23 protein-coding genes are annotated in these 25,029 nt (G+C 35.6%); 10 read left to right on the top strand and 13 right to left on the bottom strand.

Annotation, left to right across the window (positions count from 1 at the left end):
* The first annotated feature begins 15 nt into the window (after window positions 1–15).
* The 4 genes from nirD to PSR14_RS11425 all read left to right on the top strand — a co-directional run bounded on the left by nirD (window position 16) and on the right by PSR14_RS11425 (window position 2,994).
* Complete coding sequence (gene nirD, locus PSR14_RS11440) at window positions 16–333, top strand: nitrite reductase small subunit NirD (RefSeq protein ID WP_000616691.1); 318 nt, start codon at window positions 16–18, stop codon at window positions 331–333.
* Window positions 334–396: 63 nt separating this feature from the next.
* Window positions 397–1,821 (top strand): uroporphyrin-III C-methyltransferase, encoded by a 1,425-nt coding sequence (locus PSR14_RS11435; RefSeq protein ID WP_074533075.1) that lies wholly within the window; start codon window positions 397–399, stop codon window positions 1,819–1,821.
* Window positions 1,818–2,528, top strand: coding sequence for a sirohydrochlorin chelatase (locus tag PSR14_RS11430; protein ID WP_098487116.1), 711 nt, complete (start codon window positions 1,818–1,820; stop codon window positions 2,526–2,528). Before PSR14_RS11435 ends, PSR14_RS11430 begins: the two co-directional genes overlap by 4 nt.
* The gene (locus PSR14_RS11425) at window positions 2,521–2,994 is read left to right on the top strand and encodes a precorrin-2 dehydrogenase (RefSeq protein ID WP_098487115.1); all 474 of its coding nucleotides are present in this window, start codon (window positions 2,521–2,523) and stop codon (window positions 2,992–2,994) included. The genes PSR14_RS11430 and PSR14_RS11425 overlap by 8 nt, the downstream gene beginning before the upstream one ends.
* 190 nt (window positions 2,995–3,184) lie before the next feature.
* On the opposite strand, the gene PSR14_RS11420 is transcribed toward PSR14_RS11425, so the two are convergent.
* The 9 genes from PSR14_RS11420 to moaA form a co-directional block, all read right to left on the bottom strand.
* The gene (locus PSR14_RS11420; protein ID WP_073535995.1) at window positions 3,185–3,607 is read right to left on the bottom strand and encodes an STAS/SEC14 domain-containing protein; all 423 of its coding nucleotides are present in this window, start codon (window positions 3,605–3,607) and stop codon (window positions 3,185–3,187) included.
* A gap of 297 nt (window positions 3,608–3,904) precedes the next feature.
* Window positions 3,905–4,822: an AEC family transporter gene (locus tag PSR14_RS11415; protein WP_098487114.1), complete on the bottom strand. Its 918-nt coding sequence runs from the start codon at window positions 4,820–4,822 to the stop codon at window positions 3,905–3,907.
* Between the two features lie 610 nt (window positions 4,823–5,432).
* Window positions 5,433–5,630: a PspC domain-containing protein gene (locus PSR14_RS11410; protein WP_000737852.1), complete on the bottom strand. Its 198-nt coding sequence runs from the start codon at window positions 5,628–5,630 to the stop codon at window positions 5,433–5,435.
* Window positions 5,631–5,886: 256 nt separating this feature from the next.
* Window positions 5,887–7,056, bottom strand: coding sequence for a nitrate transporter NarK (narK, locus tag PSR14_RS11405; protein WP_000841849.1), 1,170 nt, complete (start codon window positions 7,054–7,056; stop codon window positions 5,887–5,889).
* A gap of 80 nt (window positions 7,057–7,136) precedes the next feature.
* A complete protein-coding gene (gene moaD, locus PSR14_RS11400; protein ID WP_000573674.1) occupies window positions 7,137–7,370 on the bottom strand; it encodes a molybdopterin converting factor subunit 1 in 234 nt (77 codons plus the stop codon).
* Entirely contained in the window at window positions 7,367–7,837 is a 471-nt protein-coding gene (locus tag PSR14_RS11395) for a molybdenum cofactor biosynthesis protein MoaE (RefSeq protein ID WP_000149969.1), read from the bottom strand. The genes moaD and PSR14_RS11395 overlap by 4 nt, the downstream gene beginning before the upstream one ends.
* Window positions 7,838–7,881: 44 nt before the next feature.
* Window positions 7,882–9,171 (bottom strand): gephyrin-like molybdotransferase Glp, encoded by a 1,290-nt coding sequence (glp, locus tag PSR14_RS11390; RefSeq protein WP_074604007.1) that lies wholly within the window; start codon window positions 9,169–9,171, stop codon window positions 7,882–7,884.
* 40 nt (window positions 9,172–9,211) lie between these two features.
* Entirely contained in the window at window positions 9,212–10,225 is a 1,014-nt protein-coding gene (locus PSR14_RS11385) for a molybdopterin-synthase adenylyltransferase MoeB (RefSeq protein WP_001158139.1), read from the bottom strand.
* A gap of 17 nt (window positions 10,226–10,242) precedes the next feature.
* On the bottom strand, window positions 10,243–11,256 hold the full coding sequence (gene moaA, locus PSR14_RS11380; protein WP_000545017.1) for a GTP 3',8-cyclase MoaA: 1,014 nt from the start codon (window positions 11,254–11,256) through the stop codon (window positions 10,243–10,245).
* Window positions 11,257–11,534: 278 nt separating this feature from the next.
* On the opposite strand from moaA, the gene PSR14_RS11375 reads away from it, so the two are divergent.
* Complete coding sequence (locus PSR14_RS11375) at window positions 11,535–12,227, top strand: Crp/Fnr family transcriptional regulator (protein WP_000013859.1); 693 nt, start codon at window positions 11,535–11,537, stop codon at window positions 12,225–12,227.
* Between the two features lie 93 nt (window positions 12,228–12,320).
* Here PSR14_RS11375 and narI read toward each other — a convergent pair whose 3' ends face one another.
* Genes narI through PSR14_RS11355 form a run of 4 tightly spaced genes read right to left on the bottom strand, consistent with a single transcriptional unit; the run spans window position 12,321 to window position 18,726 of the window.
* Window positions 12,321–13,010 carry a respiratory nitrate reductase subunit gamma gene (gene narI, locus PSR14_RS11370; RefSeq protein WP_000969219.1) on the bottom strand — a complete coding sequence of 230 codons (690 nt, stop codon included), beginning with the start codon at window positions 13,008–13,010 and terminating at the stop codon, window positions 12,321–12,323.
* A gap of 17 nt (window positions 13,011–13,027) precedes the next feature.
* Complete coding sequence (gene narJ / locus PSR14_RS11365; protein WP_000814203.1) at window positions 13,028–13,558, bottom strand: nitrate reductase molybdenum cofactor assembly chaperone; 531 nt, start codon at window positions 13,556–13,558, stop codon at window positions 13,028–13,030.
* A gap of 19 nt (window positions 13,559–13,577) precedes the next feature.
* Window positions 13,578–15,053, bottom strand: a complete 1,476-nt coding sequence (narH, locus tag PSR14_RS11360; RefSeq protein ID WP_000692685.1) for a nitrate reductase subunit beta — start codon at window positions 15,051–15,053, stop codon at window positions 13,578–13,580.
* The gene (locus PSR14_RS11355; RefSeq protein ID WP_000729079.1) at window positions 15,043–18,726 is read right to left on the bottom strand and encodes a nitrate reductase subunit alpha; all 3,684 of its coding nucleotides are present in this window, start codon (window positions 18,724–18,726) and stop codon (window positions 15,043–15,045) included. The genes narH and PSR14_RS11355 overlap by 11 nt, the downstream gene beginning before the upstream one ends.
* A gap of 478 nt (window positions 18,727–19,204) precedes the next feature.
* Between PSR14_RS11355 and PSR14_RS11350 the strand changes: the two genes are divergently transcribed.
* From PSR14_RS11350 to PSR14_RS11330, 5 genes are all read left to right on the top strand, one after another.
* Window positions 19,205–19,705 (top strand): hypothetical protein, encoded by a 501-nt coding sequence (locus PSR14_RS11350; protein WP_000764323.1) that lies wholly within the window; start codon window positions 19,205–19,207, stop codon window positions 19,703–19,705.
* Between the two features lie 116 nt (window positions 19,706–19,821).
* Window positions 19,822–20,163, top strand: coding sequence for a hypothetical protein (locus PSR14_RS11345; protein WP_000877041.1), 342 nt, complete (start codon window positions 19,822–19,824; stop codon window positions 20,161–20,163).
* 389 nt (window positions 20,164–20,552) lie between these two features.
* On the top strand, window positions 20,553–21,515 hold the full coding sequence (locus PSR14_RS11340) for a MoxR family ATPase (RefSeq protein ID WP_061184728.1): 963 nt from the start codon (window positions 20,553–20,555) through the stop codon (window positions 21,513–21,515).
* A complete protein-coding gene (locus PSR14_RS11335) occupies window positions 21,515–22,729 on the top strand; it encodes a DUF58 domain-containing protein (RefSeq protein ID WP_000831664.1) in 1,215 nt (404 codons plus the stop codon). The genes PSR14_RS11340 and PSR14_RS11335 overlap by 1 nt, the downstream gene beginning before the upstream one ends.
* Complete coding sequence (locus PSR14_RS11330; protein ID WP_073540557.1) at window positions 22,726–24,954, top strand: transglutaminaseTgpA domain-containing protein; 2,229 nt, start codon at window positions 22,726–22,728, stop codon at window positions 24,952–24,954. Before PSR14_RS11335 ends, PSR14_RS11330 begins: the two co-directional genes overlap by 4 nt.
* Window positions 24,955–25,029: the final 75 nt, after the last annotated feature.

The following is a 25,029-nucleotide window of genomic DNA, read 5'->3' as shown; positions in this document are numbered from 1 at the left end:
GGAGCTGTGATCTATATGATACAAACGAAAGAAAAAATAAAAGTTATGCGTGCAGAAGATCTTCCTATTCAAATCGGTAAAGAGGTACAAATGAAAGGTATGTCTATCGCCCTATTCCGCCTTTCAAATGGTGATATTCGAGCTGTAGAAAATCGTTGTCCTCATAAAAACGGACCGTTAGCAGAAGGAATTGTATCTGGTGAATTCGTCTTTTGTCCACTGCATGATTGGAAGATTTCATTACTAACAGGTGAAGTTCAAAAACCTGATGACGGTTGTATTCAAACGTACGAAGTAGAAGTCATTGATGATGACATTTATATATATATGTAATTTACAAAAGGAAGCCTCCCCCCCTGGCTTCCTTTTAAATAAAACTAGATGAGGTGCAATTATATGAACGGATATGTATATTTAGTTGGTGCAGGACCAGGTGATGAAGGGCTTATTACAAAGAAAGCGATAGAGTGTTTAAAACGTGCAGATATTGTTTTATATGACCGTTTACTAAACCCTTTCTTTCTTAGCTATACAAAACAAACATGTGAACTTATGTATTGCGGAAAAATGCCAAAGAATCATATTATGCGACAAGAAATGATTAACGCACACCTTCTTCAATTTGCAAAAGAGGGAAAAATTGTTGTCCGATTAAAAGGCGGAGATCCATCTATTTTTGGCCGTGTTGGTGAAGAAGCAGAAACTTTAGCAGCAGCAAATATTCCATATGAAATTGTACCAGGCATTACATCTAGCATCGCCGCTAGTAGCTATGCAGGTATCCCCCTTACCCACCGTAACTACAGTAATAGCGTTACTTTACTAACCGGACATGCAAAAGGTCCTTTAACCGATCATGGAAAATATAATTCATCTCACAATAGCGATACGATTGCCTACTACATGGGTATAAAAAGCTTACCTACAATTTGCGAAAACTTACGACAAGCAGGAAAGAAAGAAGATACGCCAGTAGCAGTCATTGAATGGGGTACAACTGGTAAACAGCGCGTTGTCACAGGGACACTATCTACCATTGTTTCTATCGTCAAAAATGAAAATATTTCTAACCCTTCTATGACAATTGTTGGTGATGTCGTTTCCTTACGTAATCAAATCGCTTGGAAAGAACGTAAACCATTACATGGTAAAAAAGTTTTATTTACATCCGCAACAAATAAAACAAGTGTAATGAAGCAAAGGTTACAAGAAGCTGGTGCAGAAATATATCAAATTCCAACTTTCAAAAAGGAAGAATATACATTAACCCTTGAACAAATCAATGAAATTTTTAACGTTGATCGTCTTGTTTTTTGTTCAGCTGAAAGTGTAGAAATTTTGATGCAATCATGTAGTAAATACCAGAAAGATATTCGTTCCTTACAGGCAGAGCTGCAACACATGAACGTTGCCACTCAAGAAAAACTTATGCAATATGGCCTACTAAGTAAAGAAGCAAAGTTCTCTTCCGATACAACTGTTTATTTAGGCAGAAATATTAATCGGATTGCATTTATTCAAGAGAAAATTGGTGCCGGCTCCTATATGATGACTCATAAGTATACAATTGATCATCGTTTCGATGAAGTCCATTCTCGTATGCTTTCAGAATTCTTATGGGATAGCATTGTATTTGAAGGACGCGCTTCTATTGATACGTTTCTAGCAGAAGTAAAACGTCTTGGCTTTATCGATATTGTTACTCTCCCATTCTCATATACCGACGTTCCAACTTTACACTATGCAAATAAAGTCGGGTTTCATAACATTGATCATCAATTACAAGAAACTCTTATGCAGAAAGACATGGTAAGACAATGAAAGGAATTGTATATGTTGGACACGGTAGTCGCTTGCAAGAAGGGAACGAACAATTCATTCACTTTATTCAATCTGTTATGAAAGAACGTAACGAAAGCACTCAAAAAATAGCTTTTCTAGAACTAACGACACCTACCATTTCGGATGCAGTTACAGAAACGATACTAGAGGGAGCAACTGAAATAATGATTGTACCTGTTTTATTATTTGCAGCAGCTCACTATAAATGTGATATTCCTTTTGAGATAGAACAAATGCAAAAGCAATATCCACATATAACATTTTCAGTTGTACCACCTTTTAGTACGCATCCGCATATGGTTGAACTTGTAGTGAAAAGAATACGTGAAGCTATGCCAATGCAAAATAGTAGTATTTTACTCGTAGGAAGAGGTAGTAGTGACCCCCAGCCCATACATGAGTTACAGCAAATTGGAGTAGCTGTCGAACAAAAACTCAGTATACCAGTATCGTGCTCCTTTTTAACGAAAGGAACACCCTCTTTTACTGCTGAGCTAAAGACAATAACATCAACTGCATCCCATGTATATGTCATGCCCTACCTTCTCTTTACCGGATTATTGCTTCAAAAAATTAAGTTGTATACAAAAAAATACGATCACGTGACGACTTGTAATTGCCTACAGTTTGATACATATATGAAATTAACATTGTTAGAACGAATGGAGGAATGCATATATGTATAACATGTACCCCCTTATGTTTAATCTGCAAAATAAAGTGGTCGTTATCATTGGTGGAGGTAAAATTGCATATCGAAAAGCGTCTGGATTAAAAAATACAGGCGCTTTTGTCACCGTTATCAGCCCAGAAATTTGCGAGGAGATGAAGGAACTTCCTTTTATTACTTGGAAGCAAAAAACTTTTAGTAATGATGATATTAAAGATGCTCATCTTATTTATGCAGCTACAAATCAACATGCTGTAAATATGATGGTCAAACAGGCCGCCCATGATTTTCAATGGGTTAACGTTGTAAGTGACGGTACAGAATCATCGTTTCACACACCGGGTGTCATCCGAAATGGTGAATATGTTGTAACGATTTCAACTTCAGGTAAAGATCCATCGTTTACGAAGCGTTTGAAGCAAGAACTAACATCTATATTGCCTAAACTTATAAAAAAGATTTCTCGTACACATAAATTGTAGTCTATTTCTTAGTTAAAATCGTAATTACCTTTGGACAAACGTTTGTTAGGGGACGTTTGTTCTTTTTGTTGTAGTTCCGTTCTTTTATTCCATAAGCAATCTACGAAGAAAATGAATGGTGTTTGCAACTTGTAAGCAAGTAAATTTCATGACAAGTGCAACATTACGAGCAACTCTTTCTATTCAGTTTTTATATTGGATATTCATTCAACCAATTTAGCGCTTGTTCATAATCGTCAAAAAACTCTACGGATTCTTTTGTATTGGATTGTTGCAAATACTTCAGTATCTCTCCTTCTTCAAGAAGAAATGCAATTGCCTTGCTATGATTCAAAATAGTTTCATTGAAGAACTTCTCTTTCCATACTTTTTGAACAGAAAAATGATTTGGCGTGTATCCTTTTCTATCCACCAACAATTTGTATTTCCGCCCCTCAGAAATAAATTGCTGACAAACCTGCTCAAAGCCATTAAACCATTCATACACATCCTCTGTTTTAATCTGGCCAATTAGATGGGTAACAATCAAATCTCCTGAAATAGTTGTACTAATATTCTGTTTACTCATTTTAGAATCATCTCCCTTAAATACAATTATGAGGAAAAACCTCATAAAATCAATAAAGATAAAATTCTTACTTGACACTCCCGCCCCATCGCTATCATCCTAAGCTCATGTAATCTTAATTATAAGCGAGATTGCGTCTTTTTTCGCAAGTCTATATGTAAATGCTTTAAAGATTTGTATACGAAATAAACCTTAATGAGTTTCCTTTTTTGAATTAAGCCGCTTAATTATCAGACACGATACAATTGTAAAAGACACCTAATATATGAAAGACTGCTTTTTCTCATATCGATTCCCTTCCATCACTCGCCACCTCAAATCTATTCGTTTTTGCATGTAAATTCAAAACAAAATATATGACAAATAAATAACGACAGTTACTGTAACAATACTAAAAAGTGTTGAAAATAAAACGATTTGCGCATGTAGTTCAGGCTCTATTTGATACTCCATAGCAATGGTTGCTGTATTTCTTGAAGTAGGAAAAGAACTTGCAATAAATAATGATTGTGCAACAATACCATCAATCTTTAGTAGGTAGATCATGGTAAGTGCTACTAATGGTCCCATCAGTAACCTTCCAATTAAAGCCCATGTTATGACTCGATGGAAAAATTTAAGCTTAATGTTGGATAATTGCGCCCCTAGCAATATGAGTGCTATTGCAACAAAACCATTCGCAAGCTGATTAAGAGGTAGCAAGATAGAATTAGGTAATTGAATTGTAAAAGATTGAAAGAGAATCCCTAATACGAGCGCATGAAATACAGGCAGTCTTAGAAATGATTGAATAATACCTCCGATTGTTTTTGTTGCTGATAGTAAGTTATATATTCCATATGAATAGGTTAAAAGATTCTGGAAAATAACAATGAAAATCTGAATGGAAACCCCCACTGGATTGTGACTAAAAATCAATTGACTTACTGGTAATCCATAATTACCGGAATTCATTAACGAAATACTATTTTTTAGAGCTGCACTTTCTCCTTTTTCTAACTTTAACGTTTTTGAAATGAAATGACTTACTAGCATTAGACTCAGACTATAAAGCATTAAATAATATATTATCTGGAGCAACAAACCTGTTTCTATACGAATATCATATATATTCACAAATACAGCCGCAGGCATCAAGCAATACGTAATAAGTGTAGATAGCTGCTTTAGGTTAAATTGAAATTTTCTTTGTAAGATTGCACCAATTAACATCAATATTAATATCGGTAATATTACGTCTAATATAATAAAAACAAACATTTACAACCTCATTCTACATATATTTTAGTTGGATTAAACACTTTACTACATATGGATCACATTTAATTCATCGGAAAACACCATTAGTTCTCAATAATCAGAAAAAACACTCATTTCATTTCCCTCCCCTTTCTTTTCTTTAACATAACAAATATGATCCATAAAGAAAATTATGGATTATTTATAGAAATTTATAATTTTATCTTATCGAACTGAACTGTATTCTTTAGTTTAAGTATACTTTTTCACAATACTCATTAGCCTTATCAAAAAGCTGGTTCTAATAAAATATGAAGTTTTTTCTTGTTATAGATACCGTCATATGTTTTTTAAAATTCCGAGGAATTTCAATTTTTATATTTCTTGATATAGATTGATAGATATTTTTTAGAAAGGAGTGACTATTAATCGATTCATTAGCGATCAATAGTCATATCGTTTAATTCAAAAGTTATTGTTTTCATTCTCGATATATTCCGAATGTTTTATGAGGATGTTTCGTTTATTCATTTCAGTCTTATAACAATCGTACTGTTTCTTTTACTTTGTAAACTTTCAATAGACAAAAAACTGAGTTCTCGATTGTAGAATTAGATTTAAGGTCATACATTTATCCCTTAATTTCTTTATCTGTAGGCAAAACAATTGCAGCTATTATATAAATTAACACTGTAAATCCGCTAGTAAAAAAGGCTGATAATGCAGTTACTATGCGAAGGATACTAACATCAATTCCATACTTGTCACTTAAGCCACCTAACACACCTGATACTTGTTTATCTTGAGTGGACTTATATAACTTTTTCATCTAAACACCCCAATCCAATTAAATATTTGCTTTCTAAAAATTAGTTTAATCTTTATGCTTGAACTAACCTGCCCTTTAATTGAATAACATCTGATATTTATATTTTAACATAAAATCCCATTACTCTTCTGTTTTTCATTTTAAAACCACATTATTTCAGGAAACAAACGTTCGTTAAGATATCAATAGAAAACATGTTGAAGCCTATTACTAAAAGAACCACCCCAAAATACTTTGGGACGGCTCTTTTTCTTTATTAATGATTCTTTAACATCACTAACAGCTTTTCTTGACTATACATCCATACTGTAATGATTAAACAAGCAAGTGCGACTTCTGATAATGCCATAAATCCAATTGCATAATGACCTGTTAGTTGGAACAGTAATGTTAAAATTAGTGGCGGGAAGAATCCTCCAAGTCCGCCTAAAGCTGAAACGAGTCCATTTACAATACCAGCTTGTTCTGAGAAATACATCGGAACGAGTTTGAAAATTGTACCATTACCGATACCTGCGCAAAATGCGACTAATAGGCAACCAAATGTATATACGTTCATGCTTGGCATAAATGATAAAATAATACCTGAAAGTGTTAAACCGATAAATACGAAGATTAATATTTTAAATGGATTAAACTTATCACCCAGCCAACCACCAATCGGACGCATAATTGTTGCGAGTACGATGAATCCGGCTGTCCGCATACCTGCATCTACTTTCTCTAATCCGAAATGAGATACTAAAAAGTTTGGTAAATATACTGTAAATGCAACAAATGATCCGAAAGTTAAAAAGTAAAAGATACATAAAAACCAAAGTTTCTCATTTTTATATACACCTTTTATTTGTTCCATTAGTGGTGTATTCACTTTTTTCTCTTTACGATCACCTAATAAAAAGTTCATAAGTGCAAACGCTGCAAGTAAAATTAAATAACATTGTACTGTCGTTCTCCAGCCAACTGAAGTTGCGATAACAGGCGCTAAAAATGAAGTAATTGCTGTTCCAGCGTTACCGACACCGTAAATACCATTTACAAAACCGTGACTCTCTTTTGGAAAGTATTTTGGTAAAGAAGTTACTCCTACAGAGAATACAGCACCACCGATTCCTACAAATAATCCACCAATAATTAAATCCATCATAGAATTGGCAACACTAATATAAAAAACAGGAAATAATAATAGAATAAAACTAATAAAGAATAATTTTCTTGCTCCGAAACGATTGGTCCAATAACCAATTGGAATGCGAAGAACAGAACCTAAAATAACGGGTACTGCTGTTACCATAGAAATTTGTCCCGCAGTTAATGGGATATCCACTTTAATATAGGGCATTAATGATGATAAAATAACCCACACCATAAAACCGATAATTAGATTAGAAGTTTGTAAACTTAATTGAAAATTAGGACTTTTCATCCTGTTCCCTCCTATGTATACGTAGTTATATTCATTCCCTCCAGCCTAATCACGTTCTTACATGATTAGGCTGAAAAGAATCAACCACCACTTACTGGCGGAATCATTGCTACGACATCACCAGTTTGAATAATGTCATCCTCATTTGCGTATTCTTCATTTATCGCGACCATAATCTCGTTTGAAATTGCTACATTATATTCCTTAATCAGAACTTCCTTCAGCTTCGCGACTGTAATATTTTCACAATCTATGTGTAATGCTGGCTTACTTACTTCTTCTTGTAAATGTGCAAATAATAGTACTTCAATCAAATTCTCATCTCCTTTCCAGGCTCGCCATTACCATATGCTGTTTTCTCTAACTGATCGCCTATCCACGACTCACTATCTTCCCAAAACTCTTTTTTCCATATCGGAATAATTTGTTTTATACGCTCCATAATATATTCATTCGCCTCATAAGCAGCTTTCCGATGCGGTGTAGCAACAGCAACGACAACAGCCAAATCAGAAATTTGTAATGTACCAATGCGATGTGTAATTGCCACATATGCCCCAGGCCATTTCTCCCCTACTTCTGTACCAATTCTCTCAAGCTGTTTCTCCGCCATTGTTTTATAAGCTACATACTCTAAATAAAGGGTACGACGGCCTTTCGTAAATTCTCTAACAGTGCCAATAAAAGTAGTAACCGCACCACACTCACGCCGAATTACTTTGTTTGTAACTTCTTCAATTGATATAGGTGTATCTATTACTTCATAATACGTATGTGTCATTTCGCACCTCTTATCTTTGTATAAATTAGCAACCTATTTTTCTATTATTTGTATGAACGAAGCAATTCTTTCCATGGCCATTCACTTCCGTTGGTTGATTCTAATAACAGTACCGAAACAGTAATTCCAGCTTTAAATCCTCTCGTTCCCCCTGGCAAAACGATAAATGCATTCGCTTCTGCAAGTGAAGAAATTGCGCTAGATTTATCTAAACCAACTGGTGTAACTTGTAATTGACCATCTACAATTTCTACTCTCCCTCTTACAAATCGAGTAAACGGATTTGCTTTCGGAAAGTCTTTTTGTAAAATTGCCTCTGCACGAAATACGTACGAATCTTTTCTATGCAAGTATGTTCCAATGACTGGTCTAACATATAATTCACAACCGACATAACAAGCTGAAGGATTACCAGATAAACTAAATAGTAGTTTTCCTTCTACCTCAGCTACAGTTGTCACACTTCCTGGTCGCATCGCTATTTTGTTAAAAAGTACATTAGATTGTAATCTCTCATAAATAGCAGGCAAATAGTCATAGTCTCCTACTGAAACGCCACCAGTCGTAATTAAAATATCAACTTCTTTTATCGCCTTTTTCACATTGTTATAACACGTCTCAAAATCGTCAATGAATTGTCCATAATACCGTACAACTCCGCCCGCTCGTTCAATTTGCGCAGCTATCATATAGGAGTTACTATTTCGAATCTTCCCTGGCTTTAATTGTTCATGTACTTCAAGCAGTTCACTACCCGTCGTTACAATTCCAATAATCGGCTGTTTTACAACATGTACGGAACTATAACCAAACGTAGCAAGAAGTGCTGCAACTCCAGGATTAATAACAGTCCCTTTTTTCACAAGGGTGCTATTTTGTTTTACATCTTCTCCTTTAAAAGAAATGTTATCACCAGGAGAGAAAGACCGTTTTAATACCATATAAGTCTTTTCGTTTTCTTCAAACCCTTCCGTTATCTCCAACATCACAACCGCATTACACCCTTTCGGAATTGCGGCTCCTGTCATAATACGGACAGCTTGAAATGCTTTCACTTCTTCTGTAAAAACAACCCCTGCTCCAATTTCACCAATCACTTCAAACTGAATGGGATTACTGCTACTTGCTTCTTTTGTGTCTTCCGCTCGAATCGCAAATCCGTCGTACGGAGAGCGATCAAAATGTGGGACATCATGATCTGCAATAACATCTTCTCCAAGCGTTCTACCGTAACTTTCTATAAGAGAAACCTCTTCTGTTTCACCTTGATGAGCATATTTCATTACTCGTGCAACTGCTTCTGCCACTGGAATCGGTATACGTTTTTCTAACATTCTTTTTCACCTCGTTTTAATAAGGAGAAACTCTCTCTGTTCATCCTATATATTTTGCATATAGTCGTTTTGCCATTTTCACATCATTTGTCCCATGAACAAATGCCCTACCGTCTGTAAATAAAACGAAACGATATTCATCAATTAGAAATGATAGTAAGTACGGCGTTTTTTGGACATGTACAATTTTTTGTAATCTTTTTTTAATTTCGTTTAAATTTAGAGCTCTCTTTATTCCTGGACGGATTTGAACTGTATTCCGTCCGCATAGCACCTCCGTTTTCACCTGTGATTCAAATGTTAAACTTGGGTACGTACGTGTATTTCCGCAAGATGGACATGTACTTTTTTTCTGTTTATTTACTTTTAATGAGAGAAATTGATTGTTCCAAATATCAAATGATAACATTGTTCCTCGTAGCGTCTCGAAATCATCCACCAATATTTTCATTGCTTCTGTCACTTGGTGAGCAACAACCATCTGTACAGCTGGCTGAATAATTCCCGCTGTATCACATGTTGCACCGCCCATCGGATGATCCATTAAGCAGCGAAAACATGGTGTTTTTCCTGGAAGAATTGTGTACGTTACACCGTAACTTCCAATGCATCCACCGTATATCCAAGGTATATTTTCTTTTTGTGAAATATCATTTATAAGTAGACGCGTATCAAAGTTGTCAGTCGCATCTAATATGAGATCCACTTCTTTCGTTAACTCTTCCATTTCTTTCATTGTGACATCCGTTACAACTGGTACAATTTCCACCTCAGAATTAATCCTTCTTACATGTTCTGCCGCTGCAATTGCTTTTGGTTTGCATTGTTTTGCATCTTCTTCTGTATATAACTGTTGCCGTTGTAAATTACTCCATTCGACATAGTCACGATCGGCAATTGTCAATTTCCCAATTCCCATCCGAACGAGCGCTTCTGCATTTGCAGCTCCTAGCGCCCCCGCACCAATTAAGAGCACATGCTTTTCCCTTATTTTCCTTTGTCCCATTTCACCTATTCCAGAAAACAATACTTGTCTTGAATATCGCTCTTGCATAAGGAATCCTCCTTTCGCTATCCACCAATGTAAGACATCTCAACTTTTTGACGTTTATTTGTACTTTCCGCCGTTCTTTCATCTGAATATCGATCTGTTCTATATCGCCATGTATGTTGTAAAATTTTTAATAGTGATGCATCAGAAATATTTTCTCGAAGAAGCGATCGTAAATCCGTTCCTTTTTCTCCAAATAAGCACGTATAAAACTTGCCGTCTGCCGAAATACGGGCTCTCGTACAAGAAGAACAAAATGACTCAGATACTGAAGTAATAAATCCAACTTCGGCATCGCTTCCTACATATCGATACAATTTCGCAACTTCTCCAAAGTAACGAGGTTTAACAGGTTCAATTGGATATACACGATTAATTTTCTCTATTAATTGTTCCTTCGTAACGACTTGTTCAAAGTTCCATCCGTTCGTACTGCCTACATCCATAAACTCAATGAAACGTAACTGTATTTCTTGTTCTTTAAAATACTGAGCCATAGGAAGAATTTGACTATCATTCATCCCTTTTTTTACGACCATATTTACCTTTACTTCTAATCCAGCTTCCTTCGCTGCTTCAATTCCTTTCAGTACAGGTTTCGTACTTACATGTCTTCCATTAATTTTTTGGAAGACACAATCCTCTATTGCATCTAAACTAATATTTACACGCTTTAATCCTGCTTCTTTTAGCGCCTTAGCTTGTTTTGCTAAATGAATTCCGTTTGTTGTGAGCCCAATATCTTTTAAGCCTTCTAGCTTTGCAAGTCTTCCAATTAACTTCGGTAAGTCTTTACGCAATAAAGGTTCACCGCCAGTAAGCCTAATTTTATTAATTCCCATACTTATAAATAATCTCGCTAACCTTTCTATTTCATCAAACGTTAATAAACACTCTTCCTGTAAAAAAGCATAATCAGGTCCGAACACTTCAGCAGGCATACAATATGTGCACCTAAAATTACAACGATCAATAACTGAAATGCGTAAATCTTGAAGTGGCCGCTTTAAAGAATCTTTCATGTTCTCGTGCATCTATATCCCTTCTTTTCTGCTGCAATCCTTAGTAAGCTTTCATTTTTTTATTTGCCTTTATTATAAAAAAGAAGCTACATATTCAATGTGACTTTTCTCACATCACTTTCCCCATTCAAAAACTTTTCACAAATCCGTTCGCATTTTGTTCACATCTTCAGGCCATACTCCTTACGGTCATTGAAATTTTACATTATTTTTAAAATAGCTCTTGCATTTTCATCATATTTACACTCAAAATAGGAAATGTATTGCTTATAAGAAGAAAGGTGATTGCTGTGGCAAACAGTATGACATTATCTCAAGATTTAAAAGAATTACTTGCATCTGTTGAATATAAAATGCAGATAAAAAAAGGTAGTTTTATTTTTCAAGAAGGTATGGAGGCAACCGAACTCTATATCATCCACTCAGGAAAAGTACAAATTAGTAAACTTAGTGCTGACGGACAAGAACTAACACTTCGAATTTGTTCGGCATACGACATTATTGGAGAATTAACATTGTTCACGGATAATGCGAAGTATTTATTAAATTCAAAATGCCTTGAAGATGTTGAAGTAGGCGTTATAAAGCGTGAAGCGTTAGAAAAAGAATTACTCCAAAAACCAGCTCTTGTATTTGAATTTATGAAATGGATTAGTGAACATTTAAGAAGAATGCAAACGAAGTTCCGAGATTTAGTATTACACGGCAAAAAAGGTGCCTTATATTCTACTCTCATACGAATGACAAATAGTTATGGTGTTTTAAAGGAAAATGGTATTCTCATCGATTTACCGTTAACGAATCAAGAACTTGCTAATTTCTGTGCAACTTCACGTGAAAGTGTAAATCGAATGTTAAATGAATTAAAAAAGCAAGGTACAATTTCTATTCATAAAGGAAAGATTACAATACACGATTTACAATTTTTAAAATGTGAAATTGCTTGTGAAGATTGTTCTGCTTCTGTTTGTAGTATTGATTAGCGTCTTATTTAGGTACTTATACCTATAAGGAAAGCCGAGGTCTCCAATTAGATCTCGGCTTTCCTTATAAATTACGAAACATATAAAACTAATTTATTTTTTCAATTCATTTGGAATACGTCTTCTGTAAATTACATAGCTACGGCTTACATATTTAATTGGGGCACTAAATACGTGTACCAGTCTAGTAAATGGCCATACTGCGAAAAGCCCCATTCCCGCAAGAATATGAATTTTAAACCATACAGGTACTTCCTTCATATAATCAACTTTCGGTTGAAAAACGAAGAGGCTTCGGAACCATGGACCGATCGTTGTACGATAATCAAATCCTTTTGAGTCGATATTTAAAAACGTTGAAGAAAGTCCTGCTAGCATTACGATAAGTAATAGAATAAGCGCAATATAATCTCCCTTTGTACTCGTTGCAATGATACGTTTTACCGTTACGCGGCGGTACGTTAATATAATTAAACCGATGATTGAAGCAACCCCTGCTGGAAGCCCAAAACTAATTGCTACTACATGATACGTATGCTCAGAAATACCTATGGAACGGTATACAGCTTCTGGAATTAAAATTCCCATAACATGACCGCCAATTACGAACATGATCCCAAAGTGGAATAATAGACTTCCGATTCGGAGCATTTTCTTTTCTAATAGTTCACTAGATTTTGATGTCCATCCAAATTGATCATAGTTGTATCTAAAAATATGTCCACCGATAAAGATTGCAAAAATGATATAGGGAAACAACACCCATAGAAATTGATCCATCATTTTGACAACTCTCCTTTCTAATTTGTCTGTACACCCCATGTATCGATAGCGAGTAGAACAGCCGCAAGAATTGGTTCATACATACTATCAGCTTCTTTTAACTGAACGTGTAATGCTTGGATGTTCTCTTTGTATTTACTCATAATTGGTTCACTGTCTTGCTCATTTGCATTTGCAAAAAACTCTAGTAATAGCGGTAAATAATCAGGTAGTTCTTTATCTGTTACTTCAAAACCAGATTTTTTATAATGCTGTTTTAACTCTAGTAATTCAATACCTCTTTCCCTTTGCTCACCGGTGTTCATATACGTTAAATACATATTTGTCTTCTTACCAAAATCAAATGTATATACGTAACTATCAATAAGTTGATCGTTCGTTTTATCCAGTGCTTGTTTTATAAATGCTGTAAGTGAAGTTTTAACTTCTTCCTGTTCAATCGCTTCAATCTCTTCTTGCAATTCAGCTAAAGCTTCTCTCCACCCGAGTTCCGGATAGGAGAGAAGGAATGAAGAACAAGAAAAAGCAATTTGTAGACTTTGTTTCATATTTTTCCGCCCCCATTATTTAAGAAATTGTCATGCAAGAGCCTGGACCACCTGCAAATGATAAACCACAGCTTCCTTGTTCATTGTATAAATCTGCAACTTGTTCGCGGTGAGACGTCGGGATAACAAAACGATCTTTATATTTTGCGATAGCAAGCAGACGATACATGTCTTCTACATCTTGTTTTGTTAAACCAAGTTCTTTTAATACCGCTTCATTTGGTTCTTTATTAATTTGCAGTGCTCTCATATGCGTTCGCATAACAGCCATTTTTTTCAATGTAAGTCGAATGTGTGATTCATCTCCTGCAGTGAGTAAATTCGCTAAATATTGAATTGGAATACGCATATTATCGATAGCAGGGAAAATCTCTTCTGCTTGCCAGTTACTACCTTTCCCTTCCACCATATTCATAATTGGGCTAAGCGGTGGGATATACCAAACCATTGGCATTGTACGATACTCTGGGTGAAGTGGTAGAGCAATTTTCCAATCGATAATCATTTTATAGATTGGTGACTGTTGTGCCGCTTTAATCCACTCTTCAGGAATGCCTTGTTTTTTCGCTTCAGCTGCTACTTCAGGATCATTTGGATCTAGGAAAACAGTAAGCTGAGATTCATATAAATCTTTTTCATTCTCAACAGAAGCCGCTTCTTTTACTTTGTCAGCGTCATATAGCATTACCCCAATATATCTGATACGTCCTACACATGTTTCCGAACAAATTGTTGGCATACCAGCTTCAATACGTGGGAAACACATTGTACATTTTTCCGCTTTATTCGTTTGCCAATTAAAGTACACTTTTTTATATGGGCAAGACGATACGCAGAATCTCCATGCACGACATGCGTTTTGATCCACAAGAACAATCCCATCTTCTTCCCGTTTATACATCGCACCAGATGGACAAGACGATACGCAAGATGGATTCATACAATGTTCGCATATGCGTGGTAAATACATCATAAAGACATTTTCAAAATCGGTTTTAATTTCTTCTTCCATTTTCTTTACGTTCGGATCTTGTAATCCTGTTATATGTCCACCAGCTAAATCATCTTCCCAGTTTGGACCCCATTCAATTTTGTCGATAAATTCGCCTGTAATTGCTGATTTCGGACGAGCAACTGGCTGATGCTTACGCTGCGGACTATTTGTTAACGTTTCATAATCATAGTTCCACGGTTCAAAGTAATCATCAATTGTTGGTTGATCTGGATTGTGGAAAATATTCATAAGGCGCTTCATTTTCGAACCGGATTTCAGCTGAATTTCACCATTTTTCAATTCCCAGCCACCTTTATATTTCTCCTGATCTTCCCATTGCTTCGGATAACCAATGCCAGGTTTCGTTTCTACGTTATTGAAATACATATATTCAGCACCTGGACGATTTGTCCAGGTGTTTTTGCACGTTACGCTACAAGTATGGCAGCCGATGCATTTATCTAGGTTCATTACCATTCCGACTTGTGCTTTAATCTTCAAGCCAATCTACCTCCTTCAGTTTGCGAATTACAACGTTTAAATCGCGCTGGTTCCCAGTTGGACCATAATAGTTAAATCCATAACTTAATTGACCGTATCCACCAATCATATGTGTCGGTTTTACGTGAATTCGAGTTGGACTATTATGCGTTCCCCCGCGATTACTTGTTAATTTCGTTCCAGGTACGTTAATGTGGCGATCTTGCGCATGGTGCATAAACGCCATTCCTCTCGGTATACGGTGCGTTACAACTGCACGTGCTACAACAACACCGTTACGGTTAAAGCACTCAATCCAATCATTATCTGCAACACCAGCTTCTTCAGCATCTTCTTTATTCATCCAAACAGTTGGACCACCTCTAAATAGCGTTAACATCGGTAATGAATCAAAGTACATACTATGAATGGACCACTTATTATGCGGTGTTAAATAGTTTAGTGTAATCTCTTTCCCTTCTACTTCAGGTCGTGATTTACGGAACGGTTTATGTTGCAGAATTGGTTTAAATGTTGCCATCGTTTCACCAAATTCTTTCATCATGTCATGATCTAAATAGAAAGATTGTCGTCCAGTGATTGTTCTCCAAGGGATGAGACGTTCTACATTTGTTGTAAATGGTGAGTAACGGCGCCCACCTTTTTCAGAACCTGTAAAGGCTGGAGAAGTAATTACTGTTTTTGGCTGCGCTGTAATTTGTTCAAATGTGAAGCATTCTTCTTCACGTTCTTCTGCTAAATCACGTAATTTTAAATCTGTTTGTTTTTCAAGTGCTTCCCATGCTTTTACAGCCATATGACCATTTGTTGTAGAAGAAAGCGTTAATACCGCTTCAGCAGCATTGATTGCTTCTTTTATGTCTGGACAACCTTTCGCAATAGAATCTGTTCGAACAACTCCTAATCGGCTTTTTAATTGCTCATACTCTTTTTCTGCCGACCAAGAAATTCCTTTCGTACCAATCGGTTGTTTCCCGGCATTTGGTCCAAGTGCTGTCATTTTGTCATAAATCGTTTTATAATCCCTTTCGACAACATGAATTTGCGGCATCGTTTTACCTGGTATTGGTTCACACTCACCTTTGCTCCAATCTTTAATCTTACCAAGTGGTTGTGCTAATTCTTGCGGTGTATCATGAAGAAGTGGTGTTGCAACAACTTCTTTCATTGGTTCAAGATCAATTTTCTCTGCTAAATCTGACACAGCTTTAGAAAGTGAAGTGAAAATATCCCAGTCAGAACGTGCTTCCCATGGCGAACCGATTGCCGGATTAAATGGATGTACAAATGGATGCATATCTGTACTGCTTAAATCGTGTTTTTCATACCAAGTTGAAGCCGGTAAGACGATATCAGAATAAAGCGCTGTTCCAGCCATACGGAAATCTAAATTAATGAGCAAATCAAGCTTCCCTTCTGGCGCTTCTTCATGCCATTTCATTTCTTCTGGTCGTAATGAATCACTATCATCATTCATTAATCCGTTCGTTGTACCTAATAAATGTTTTAAGAAATATTCGTGTCCTTTACCAGAACTTGAAATTAAGTTTGCACGCCAAACGAATAAGTTGCGCGGGAAGTTATTTTTGTTATCTGGATCTTCAATCGCAAATTTTAGTTCTTTTTCTTTTAATTTTTGTGCAACATATTTTCCGATTTCTTCTTGTGTTGTTGCACCAGCAGCAACAGCTTCTTTATATAGTTCAATTCCATTTTTCTCAAATGTCGGATAAGAAGGTAACCAGCCAAGTCGCGCCGCTAATACGTTGTAATCACCGTGATGTTGATAACGAGAGTTGCCTTCGACTGGTGATGCTAAATGTCCCACTGGTGTATCTTCATAGCGCCATTGATCTGTTACGAAATAGAAGAAAGATGTACCGTTTTGTAATTTCGGTGGCCCTTGCCAATCTTTTGCCATTGCGATTGTTTGCCATCCTTCTGCTGGTCGTAATTTTTCTTGCCCAACGTAATGCGCCCAGCCACCGCCGTTTACACCTTGTGCTCCAACGAGAAGTACAAGATTTAAAACGGCGCGATAAATTGTATCAGAGTTAAACCAATGGTTAATACCAGCCCCGACAATAATCATTGAGCGACCATTCGTATCAACAGCATTTTGTGCGAACTCACGAGCGATTTGAATAATAAGCTCACGTTTTACTCCTGTCATTTTCTCTTGCCATGCAGGTGTAAACGGCACGTCATCATTGAAGTCTTTCGGCTCTTGTCCACCAAGCCCTCGGTTCACACCGTAATTTGCTAACGTTAAGTCATATACAGTAGTAACGAACACTTCGCCCTCTTCTGTCATAACCTTTTTCACTGGAATTGTACGTTCTAATACTTTGTTTCCATTATCAGAGAAGTACGGGATTTGTACAGTTCCAACATGATCTTCCATTCCAAGTACAGAAAGACGTGGATCAATCTTTTCGCCTGTTTCTTCATCTTCTAAACGTAAATTCCATTTCTTTTCGTTATCCCAACGTGACCCCATTGTGCCATGAGGTGTTGCAAAATCATTCGTGTTCTCGTTCCAAAGTACAGGTTTCCATTCTCCTAACTTTGTTTCGCGTCCAATATCAGAAGCATTTAAGAATCGATCCGCAACGAATTGGTCTCCTTTTTGTTTCAATGTAACGAAGAAAGGAAAATCAGTATATTGCTTCGCATACTTTGTGAAGTATTCCACTTGATTATCTACGTAAAATTCTTGTAAGATCACGTGCCCCATTGCCATCGCAAGTGCACCGTCTGTACCTTGTTTCACACTAATCCAATCATCCGCAAACTTTGTTGACTCAGCAAAATCAGGACTGACAGAAACGACTTTCGTTCCTTTATATCGAACCTCCGCTAAAAAGTGTGCGTCTGGTGTTCTTGTCATCGGTACATTTGAACCCCATGTCATAATGTAACCAGAGTTATACCAGTCACTACTTTCTGGTACATCTGTTTGATCACCCCAAATTTGCGGAGAAGCTGGTGGTAAATCTGCGTACCAATCATAGAAACTAAGCATCGGTCCACCCATAAGTTGCATAAAGCGGCTGCCTGCAGCATGACTTAACATCGACATAGCTGGAATTGGTGAAAAGCCAACATTTCGGTCTGGACCGTATTTCATTACTGTATATAATAATGAAGCTGAAACGAGTTGTAACACTTCATCCCAATTCGCACGAACGAATCCCCCTTTACCACGTGCCTGCTTATACTTGCGTGCTTTTTCAGGGTTTTCCACAATGCTTTTCCAAGCATCTAATGGTGACCCATTATTTTGTAATTCCTCTAGCCACATACTCCAAAGAACACCACGTACATACGGATATTTCACACGAAGTGGACTATAAATGTACCAAGAAAAACTCGCTCCACGTGGACACCCTCGTGGTTCAAAGTCAGGCATATCTGGACCTGTTGTTGGATAGTTAAGCTCCTGTCCTTCCCAAGTTACAATTCCATCTTTCACATAAATGTTCCAACTACATGAACCAGTACAGTTCACACCATGTGTAGAACGAATTACTTTATCATGCTGCCAACGCTTTCTATACACATTTTCCCATTCACGATCTTCATATGTTTCTTGTGTATGATTATCGTTATAACGATCTATTGGTGAAAAATATTTTAAACGTCTCATTAGTGCTGAAGGTTTCTTCTTCATACTGTTCACTCCTTTAATACGTCTCTCTTACATACCCTTACTATAAGAGAGGTTGTAAAATACAGATGTGACATTTCGCACAGTTCAAGAGATTGTCAAAAATTCCGAAAAAAATATAAAAAGGTGAAAATCTAATCATTGTGGAGGGCTCACATCCTTCACTGACTGTTAAGTTACTTCCTTGCTTCTAGCAAAGTTTAAGATGAAGTACAGATAATAATGAGCTTGTAAAAAAATTTCTTATATAATAGAGGAAGTAATTTGGGAGTAGTTAAATTTGATATACCTAAATCGTTAGATGAGTTAATAAATGAAAATACAATACTTTAAATTCACCATATCAAGGGCAACTATCCTGAAAATAGTTGAACAAAAAACGCCAGGAAATCCATATGAATTGTCAGCAACTTGGATTGAATCAATAGAAGAATACACCAAGAATGTCAGGATTTTAAGATAATAATAAAAGGAGTATATTATGAAATTAGAACCGCTTTATGCAGAAAACATTATCGTAGCCGTCATATATAAAAATGAGTTTAGATGGTATGTAACAGATAAAGAACTATGGTTTTTAGATTATAATAAATTAGATAATGCATATAAAAATTTAGGTATAAGCATTGAAGATAATGACGAAACAGAAGAAAGAAATGGAATAAAAGTATTAGATCATGAAAATGTAGAAGTATTTTTAGTAAGGATTAATAAATATAAAACAACTAAAGAAGAATTAAATTATTTACTACTTGAAAATATTAAAAGGAAAAATGCAGGAGAAGATCTATTAGATTTTAGTCCAATCTTATTAATTAACTTTGATAATAAAATACTATATTCAATGTTTCCAGAACCGGCATCATATGAAAACTATGTACCAAAAGATTGGAGTGGTACATATGAAGATTTCACTGAATTCATACCTACATCAGAGAAATATTGGATAGATAAGTTTAATAATAATTTACTTTTACTATAATTTAAGTAGGAAAATAGAGATGATAGTATAAGAATTTATTACCTTAATAGAGCTTATGAGATTAATAGAGAAGTAAATAGAGTCACTAAAGCCAGAAATAAAGGAGTAAAATAGTCATGAAATATCCATATAGTTTTGAAGTGCTTAACAGTAGTGATTTAGTTATGAGACTTCCTCAAGAAATTAAACTTGTTGAAACTTTTTTAGGAATTGAAGTTACATCTTTTGGAGATTGGATTTTAGAAGAAATACATAATGTTTTAAACGGAGAAAAAAATTATGTAGTAGTAAATGGCAACATTTGCAGTTTAGAAATTCGGAACGACACAACTACTGTGTTAGACAATTTAGCCGAAGATGGTAAAGGAGAATATTGTGAGATTGAAACAATGGAATTGGTAGAATTAATTCATATTTGGTTAAATAAACGAAAAGAATATAAGAAAGATAAAAAATAAAGGAGTGTAATAATTTAAATAACTGGCCTCTTCATGAGAAGTCGACTTTATTTTTTATTCACAAAGGGGTATTAATATATGTTCCAAACTATACGCGTAGGGTTTCCTACGCTATTTATTTTGCTCATTGAGGTCAATCTTTCCTTCCCCTCTTCTACTTTTACCGATGATACTATTCTATATCAAGACATATTTCACATAAAAAGAGAAATCATTATTTACCATATTGCCCTTAGTTACTGAAACAATTATACTAGATGTAATCAGAATAAATAATCTGAATATTCTTAGAATTAAAGGTAATAGTTTTATACTCGCACATAGAGAGGTACGTTCTATTTTCCACTAAATAGATTAGAAAACGATAATAACACATTAGGAGGATTACGATGCACCAGCTTGATTCATTACATCCCATTATAGAAAAAATAATCAACAATATTGAAAAGTTAATGGTCGGAAAACGAAAAGAAACGATCTTAGCTTTGACAGCTCTCTTAGCTGAAGGTCATGTACTATTAGAAGATGTTCCTGGCGTCGGGAAAACAATGTTAGTACGGGCACTTTCTAAATCTATTGATGCTGATTACAAACGTATTCAATTTACACCTGATTTACTTCCATCAGATGTAACAGGTGTTTCTATTTATAATCCGAAAGAGCTTCAATTCGAGTTCAAGCCTGGACCAATTATGGGGAATTTTATACTTGCTGATGAAATTAATCGTACATCTCCCAAAACACAATCTGCCTTACTTGAAAGTATGGAAGAAAGCAATATTACAATAGATGGTATGACAAGACCGTTACCAAAACCGTTCTTTGTAATGGCTACACAAAATCCGGTCGAATATGAGGGAACATATCCTTTACCAGAAGCCCAGCTCGATCGTTTCTTATTGAAGCTAAAAATGGGATATCCTTCGCCAGAAGAAGAATTTGAAATTTTAAACCGGATGGAAAAAACAAATCCCCTCTCCCATTTACAAGCTATTACTACAATAGAAGAATTACTTTATTTGCAACAAAGCGTACGGGAAGTAAGTATGGACAAAGGAATTAAGCATTACATTGTAAAGCTTGTTAGTCAGACTCGTTCTTATAGTTCTATACAACTAGGTGCAAGTCCGCGTGGCTCGATTGCTTTAATGAAAGCTTCACAAGCTTATGCATTCATCCATGGCAGAAATTATGTTATTCCAGACGATATTAAATTTTTAGCTCCTTACGTGTTAGCTCACAGACTCATTCTAAAAATGGAAGCAAAATTTGAAGGAATAACAGGGGAACAAGTTATTTCAAAAATCGTTGCACGAACTACCGTGCCGACTCAAAGGAAGATGAACCTTTAATGAAACGCACGCTACGAGCACTATATCACGTTACGAAGTTATTACTAATCCCTTTATGCCTAGTGTTAACATTTGTGTATGCTATGCTTCAAGGAGGATTTGTAAGTTGGTTTTTATTTTACAGTATGGTTCCTATTGGTCTTTATTCACTTTTACTCCCCTTCTACGCTTTACGGGGTGCTGAAGTAAAAAGAATAACAAATCAAAACGATTATGTAGCAGGAGAACGATTTGTAAGCACGATTACAATAAAAAGAAAATTTCCTTTCCCCTTACTTTATTTAGTTATAGAAGATGAACTGCCACCACACCTTACAAGTTGTAGACAAACAAAGATGAATAAAACAATACTCTTTCCAGGATTAAAACGAAATATTTCGTTTCAATATGCAATTGACACAATCCCTAGAGGAGAGCACACTTTTTCAAGCGTACGAGTCAAAACTGGTGATCTATTCAGTATGATGGAGAAAGAAGTAACTTTTTCAGTTCCGGATACATTTTTAGTCTATCCTCAGTATGTAGATATAACGTATCAGCAATTGGAAAACCATTTCGAACAAGGAGCGCTCTCAGCAAATATAAATTTCACAAAAGACTCTACCATTTCTGTCGGTGTGAGAGACTATAAACCTGGTGACCGCTTTTCATGGATTGATTGGAAAGCAACTGCAAGAACAAACAACATTATGACGAAAGAGTTTGAACAACAGCGTAGCCATAATATTATGATATTCATAGACAGAACTGAGTCCCCTCTATTCGAATCAGTCGTCACATTTACTGCCTCTATTGTCAGGGCTGTATTGAAGCAAAATTCACCAGCGTCATTTGTGTCTGTCGGAAAAGAACGAACTTTTTTCCCTTTAGACAATGGAGATAGTCAGTTGCAGCAAATCTTTTGTCATTTAGCGAAAGTACAAGCGGACAGTGTATTCCCGCTCTCCCGGAGTGTAGAAATGGAATTAAGAAAAGTTTATGAACCCGTAACGATACTACTCGTGACAAGCGATCTTTCTCCCGATATTCAAAAGGCGGCTGACTATGCCGCTATACAAAATAGAAAATTACTAGTTTTTATTGTAAAAGAAAAACCGAATCAACTCTCACATCGAGAACTAAGTATTTTAGAAACTCTACAAAAACGAAAAATATTTGTAAATGTGGTTTATGAAAACCGATATACAAATGTGTTTTTTGAGGTGAGCAAATGACAACATTACAAACAAAATACAAATGGGATATGAGCAGATTCTTCATGCATGCATGCGCATTTCTACTTTTACTAGAATGGATACGACCCCTTATAGGTATTACAAACGTAGGTAGATTAGATATTTTTGTAATATTTATAGGAATTTGCTTCACTCTTTCTTTTTTTCAAATAAGGTGGCAAATTCCACTAAAGATCGTGACGATTTTATTCATCATTCATTTCCTGTATTATAAAAATGCTTTTATTAATCCAACTTGGCTAACAAAATTTTTTACTGATATTTCTCGAAATTCCTCCCTGTTATTTCAGGGGAATTTACTAGATATTTCTCCTGTTTTTCCTACACTTTTATTTTTTTTATCATTTTGGTTTTTGAGTGCTTTCATCTCTTTTTGGATGATTCATAAAAAGCGTGGATTGTTATTTCTTATATTGACTATTATTTATATCACCGCTTTTCATAACTTACATGTATACAATGCAAACTACGCTATTATTCGTACCGTTGTCATCGGCTTTTTTATGCTGAGTCTTCTTCGCATAGAACATATAAAAGAGAGTGAGCACTTACAAAATTATGCTAGAGAAATCTCAAAACTACTTAAACCTCTTACAATATTTATTGTATTGTCAGCAACCATCGCATACTTTGCGCCAAAATTTGGCCCTCAATGGCCAAACCCAATGGATTTTTTAAAATTCAACACATCCGAATCAAGTAAAAAACAAGAAGTTTCTAAAATTGGATATGGTCTTGATGACTCAAAATTAGGCGGTCCTTTTACGGCAGATCCTACAATTGTTTTCACAGCACAAACGCAAAACAAACAATATTGGAGAGTAGAAACGAAAGATTTTTATACCGGAAAAGGTTGGGAAGTTTCTGAAAATCAAAAGAAGGTTACTTTTAAAAATAAAAACGACGTCGTGAGTTGGTACGAACAAAATACAAAAACAGAGACAACTTCGGCAACAATCACCATGCAAAAAAGTTATCCGCACCTTACCTATCCAGCAGGTTTAGTATCAGTTGAGGCTTCTTCCGATGTATCATACAGCGTTGACCCATTTTCAGAAAAAATCTATACGATGGACGCAGACTCTTCCACTACTTTACATTCATATAAAGTAACATATGAGGTCCCGGAGTTTTCCATAGAAAACTTGAAAGCTGTAAAAACGAATGAAGGTCAAGAAACAAATCCTTATTTCATGACAAAGTACACGCAACTTCCCGAATCATTACCGCAGCGAGTAAGAGACTTAGCTGTTAATCTAACAAATGATAAAAACAACCGATATGATAAAGTATTAGCTATTGAAAACTACTTTACTGACCATTCTTTTGTATATGAAACAACGAATGTCTCATTCCCTACCAAACACCAAGATTATGTAGATCAATTTCTTTTCGATACAAAAAGCGGCTACTGTAATAATTTTTCGACGTCTATGATTGTTTTACTTCGTTCTGCCGGGATTCCAGCTCGTTGGGTAAAAGGTTATACAGAAGGAACACTTGATAATACGTTGGTGGGTGCGGAAGGTGAGGATGTTTATAAAGTCGCGAACGATAACGCACACTCTTGGGTCGAAGTATATTTCCCTGGATATGGATGGATTCCATTCGAACCGACAAAAGGATTTACGAATCCCTATAATTTCACAAATAATACTCCTGCTCCTACTTTACAAAATAACGAAGTATATAATTCTAATAACGAACCCATACAACAACGAAACAATGAAGCAAAGCTCAAAAGTTTAATAGAAGATACAGAAGATGCTTCTACTAAAAAGATTCCAAATTCTAAAAATGGATTTTCTTGGTGGTACGTATTCCTCTCTACGATACCGATTAGTATTATAGGATACATTCTATTCATCACTAGAATGAAATGGATTACGTTTTTTATCATTCATTTCTATAAATATCGAAAAGATGATGCCGTTTATACAAAAGCTTACGATTCACTCCTAAAACAATTTGCGCGAATTGGTATACGACGAGATGAGAGTCAAACATTCCGAGAATATGCTCTCCATGTTGATACACTTTACAACTCGGCCGATATGCAACAACTTACTTTCAGTTATGAGAATGCTATATATCAAAAAGGACAAGCCGCAGCAGAATGGAAAAAATCCGTACAGTTATGGGAAGTACTTATGAAAAAAGCTGCTTCTCCACCTAAATCAAATAACTTCCATTCAGCGATTTAATATTGACAATGTGAATGTAAATAAAATGCCTCAAAGAACAAAATAGTTCTTTGAGGCATTTTTTAATAAAGTGAA

The organism is Bacillus sp. A01H (assembly GCF_045277205.1).
Classification (GTDB): domain Bacteria; phylum Bacillota; class Bacilli; order Bacillales; family Bacillaceae_G; genus Bacillus_A; species Bacillus_A paranthracis.
Note: the sequence above shows the minus strand (reverse complement) of the source record. Positions and strands in the feature narration are given on the sequence as shown.

Coding starts and splice junctions, on each gene's coding strand:
- nirD (WP_000616691.1), top strand. CDS start 16: ATGATACAAACGAAAGAAAAAATAAAAGTTATGCGTGCAGAAGATCTT.
- PSR14_RS11435 (WP_074533075.1), top strand. CDS start 397: ATGAACGGATATGTATATTTAGTTGGTGCAGGACCAGGTGATGAAGGG.
- PSR14_RS11430 (WP_098487116.1), top strand. CDS start 1,818: ATGAAAGGAATTGTATATGTTGGACACGGTAGTCGCTTGCAAGAAGGG.
- PSR14_RS11425 (WP_098487115.1), top strand. CDS start 2,521: ATGTATAACATGTACCCCCTTATGTTTAATCTGCAAAATAAAGTGGTC.
- PSR14_RS11420 (WP_073535995.1), bottom strand. CDS start 3,607: ATGAGGTTTTTCCTCATAATTGTATTTAAGGGAGATGATTCTAAAATG.
- PSR14_RS11415 (WP_098487114.1), bottom strand. CDS start 4,822: ATGTTTGTTTTTATTATATTAGACGTAATATTACCGATATTAATATTG.
- PSR14_RS11410 (WP_000737852.1), bottom strand. CDS start 5,630: ATGAAAAAGTTATATAAGTCCACTCAAGATAAACAAGTATCAGGTGTG.
- narK (WP_000841849.1), bottom strand. CDS start 7,056: ATGAAAAGTCCTAATTTTCAATTAAGTTTACAAACTTCTAATCTAATT.
- PSR14_RS11395 (WP_000149969.1), bottom strand. CDS start 7,837: ATGACACATACGTATTATGAAGTAATAGATACACCTATATCAATTGAA.
- glp (WP_074604007.1), bottom strand. CDS start 9,171: ATGTTAGAAAAACGTATACCGATTCCAGTGGCAGAAGCAGTTGCACGA.
- PSR14_RS11385 (WP_001158139.1), bottom strand. CDS start 10,225: ATGCAAGAGCGATATTCAAGACAAGTATTGTTTTCTGGAATAGGTGAA.
- moaA (WP_000545017.1), bottom strand. CDS start 11,256: ATGCACGAGAACATGAAAGATTCTTTAAAGCGGCCACTTCAAGATTTA.
- narI (WP_000969219.1), bottom strand. CDS start 13,010: ATGATGGATCAATTTCTATGGGTGTTGTTTCCCTATATCATTTTTGCA.
- narJ (WP_000814203.1), bottom strand. CDS start 13,558: ATGAAACAAAGTCTACAAATTGCTTTTTCTTGTTCTTCATTCCTTCTC.
- PSR14_RS11355 (WP_000729079.1), bottom strand. CDS start 18,726: ATGAAGAAGAAACCTTCAGCACTAATGAGACGTTTAAAATATTTTTCA.
- PSR14_RS11350 (WP_000764323.1), top strand. CDS start 19,205: ATGAAATTAGAACCGCTTTATGCAGAAAACATTATCGTAGCCGTCATA.
- PSR14_RS11345 (WP_000877041.1), top strand. CDS start 19,822: ATGAAATATCCATATAGTTTTGAAGTGCTTAACAGTAGTGATTTAGTT.
- PSR14_RS11340 (WP_061184728.1), top strand. CDS start 20,553: ATGCACCAGCTTGATTCATTACATCCCATTATAGAAAAAATAATCAAC.
- PSR14_RS11335 (WP_000831664.1), top strand. CDS start 21,515: ATGAAACGCACGCTACGAGCACTATATCACGTTACGAAGTTATTACTA.
- PSR14_RS11330 (WP_073540557.1), top strand. CDS start 22,726: ATGACAACATTACAAACAAAATACAAATGGGATATGAGCAGATTCTTC.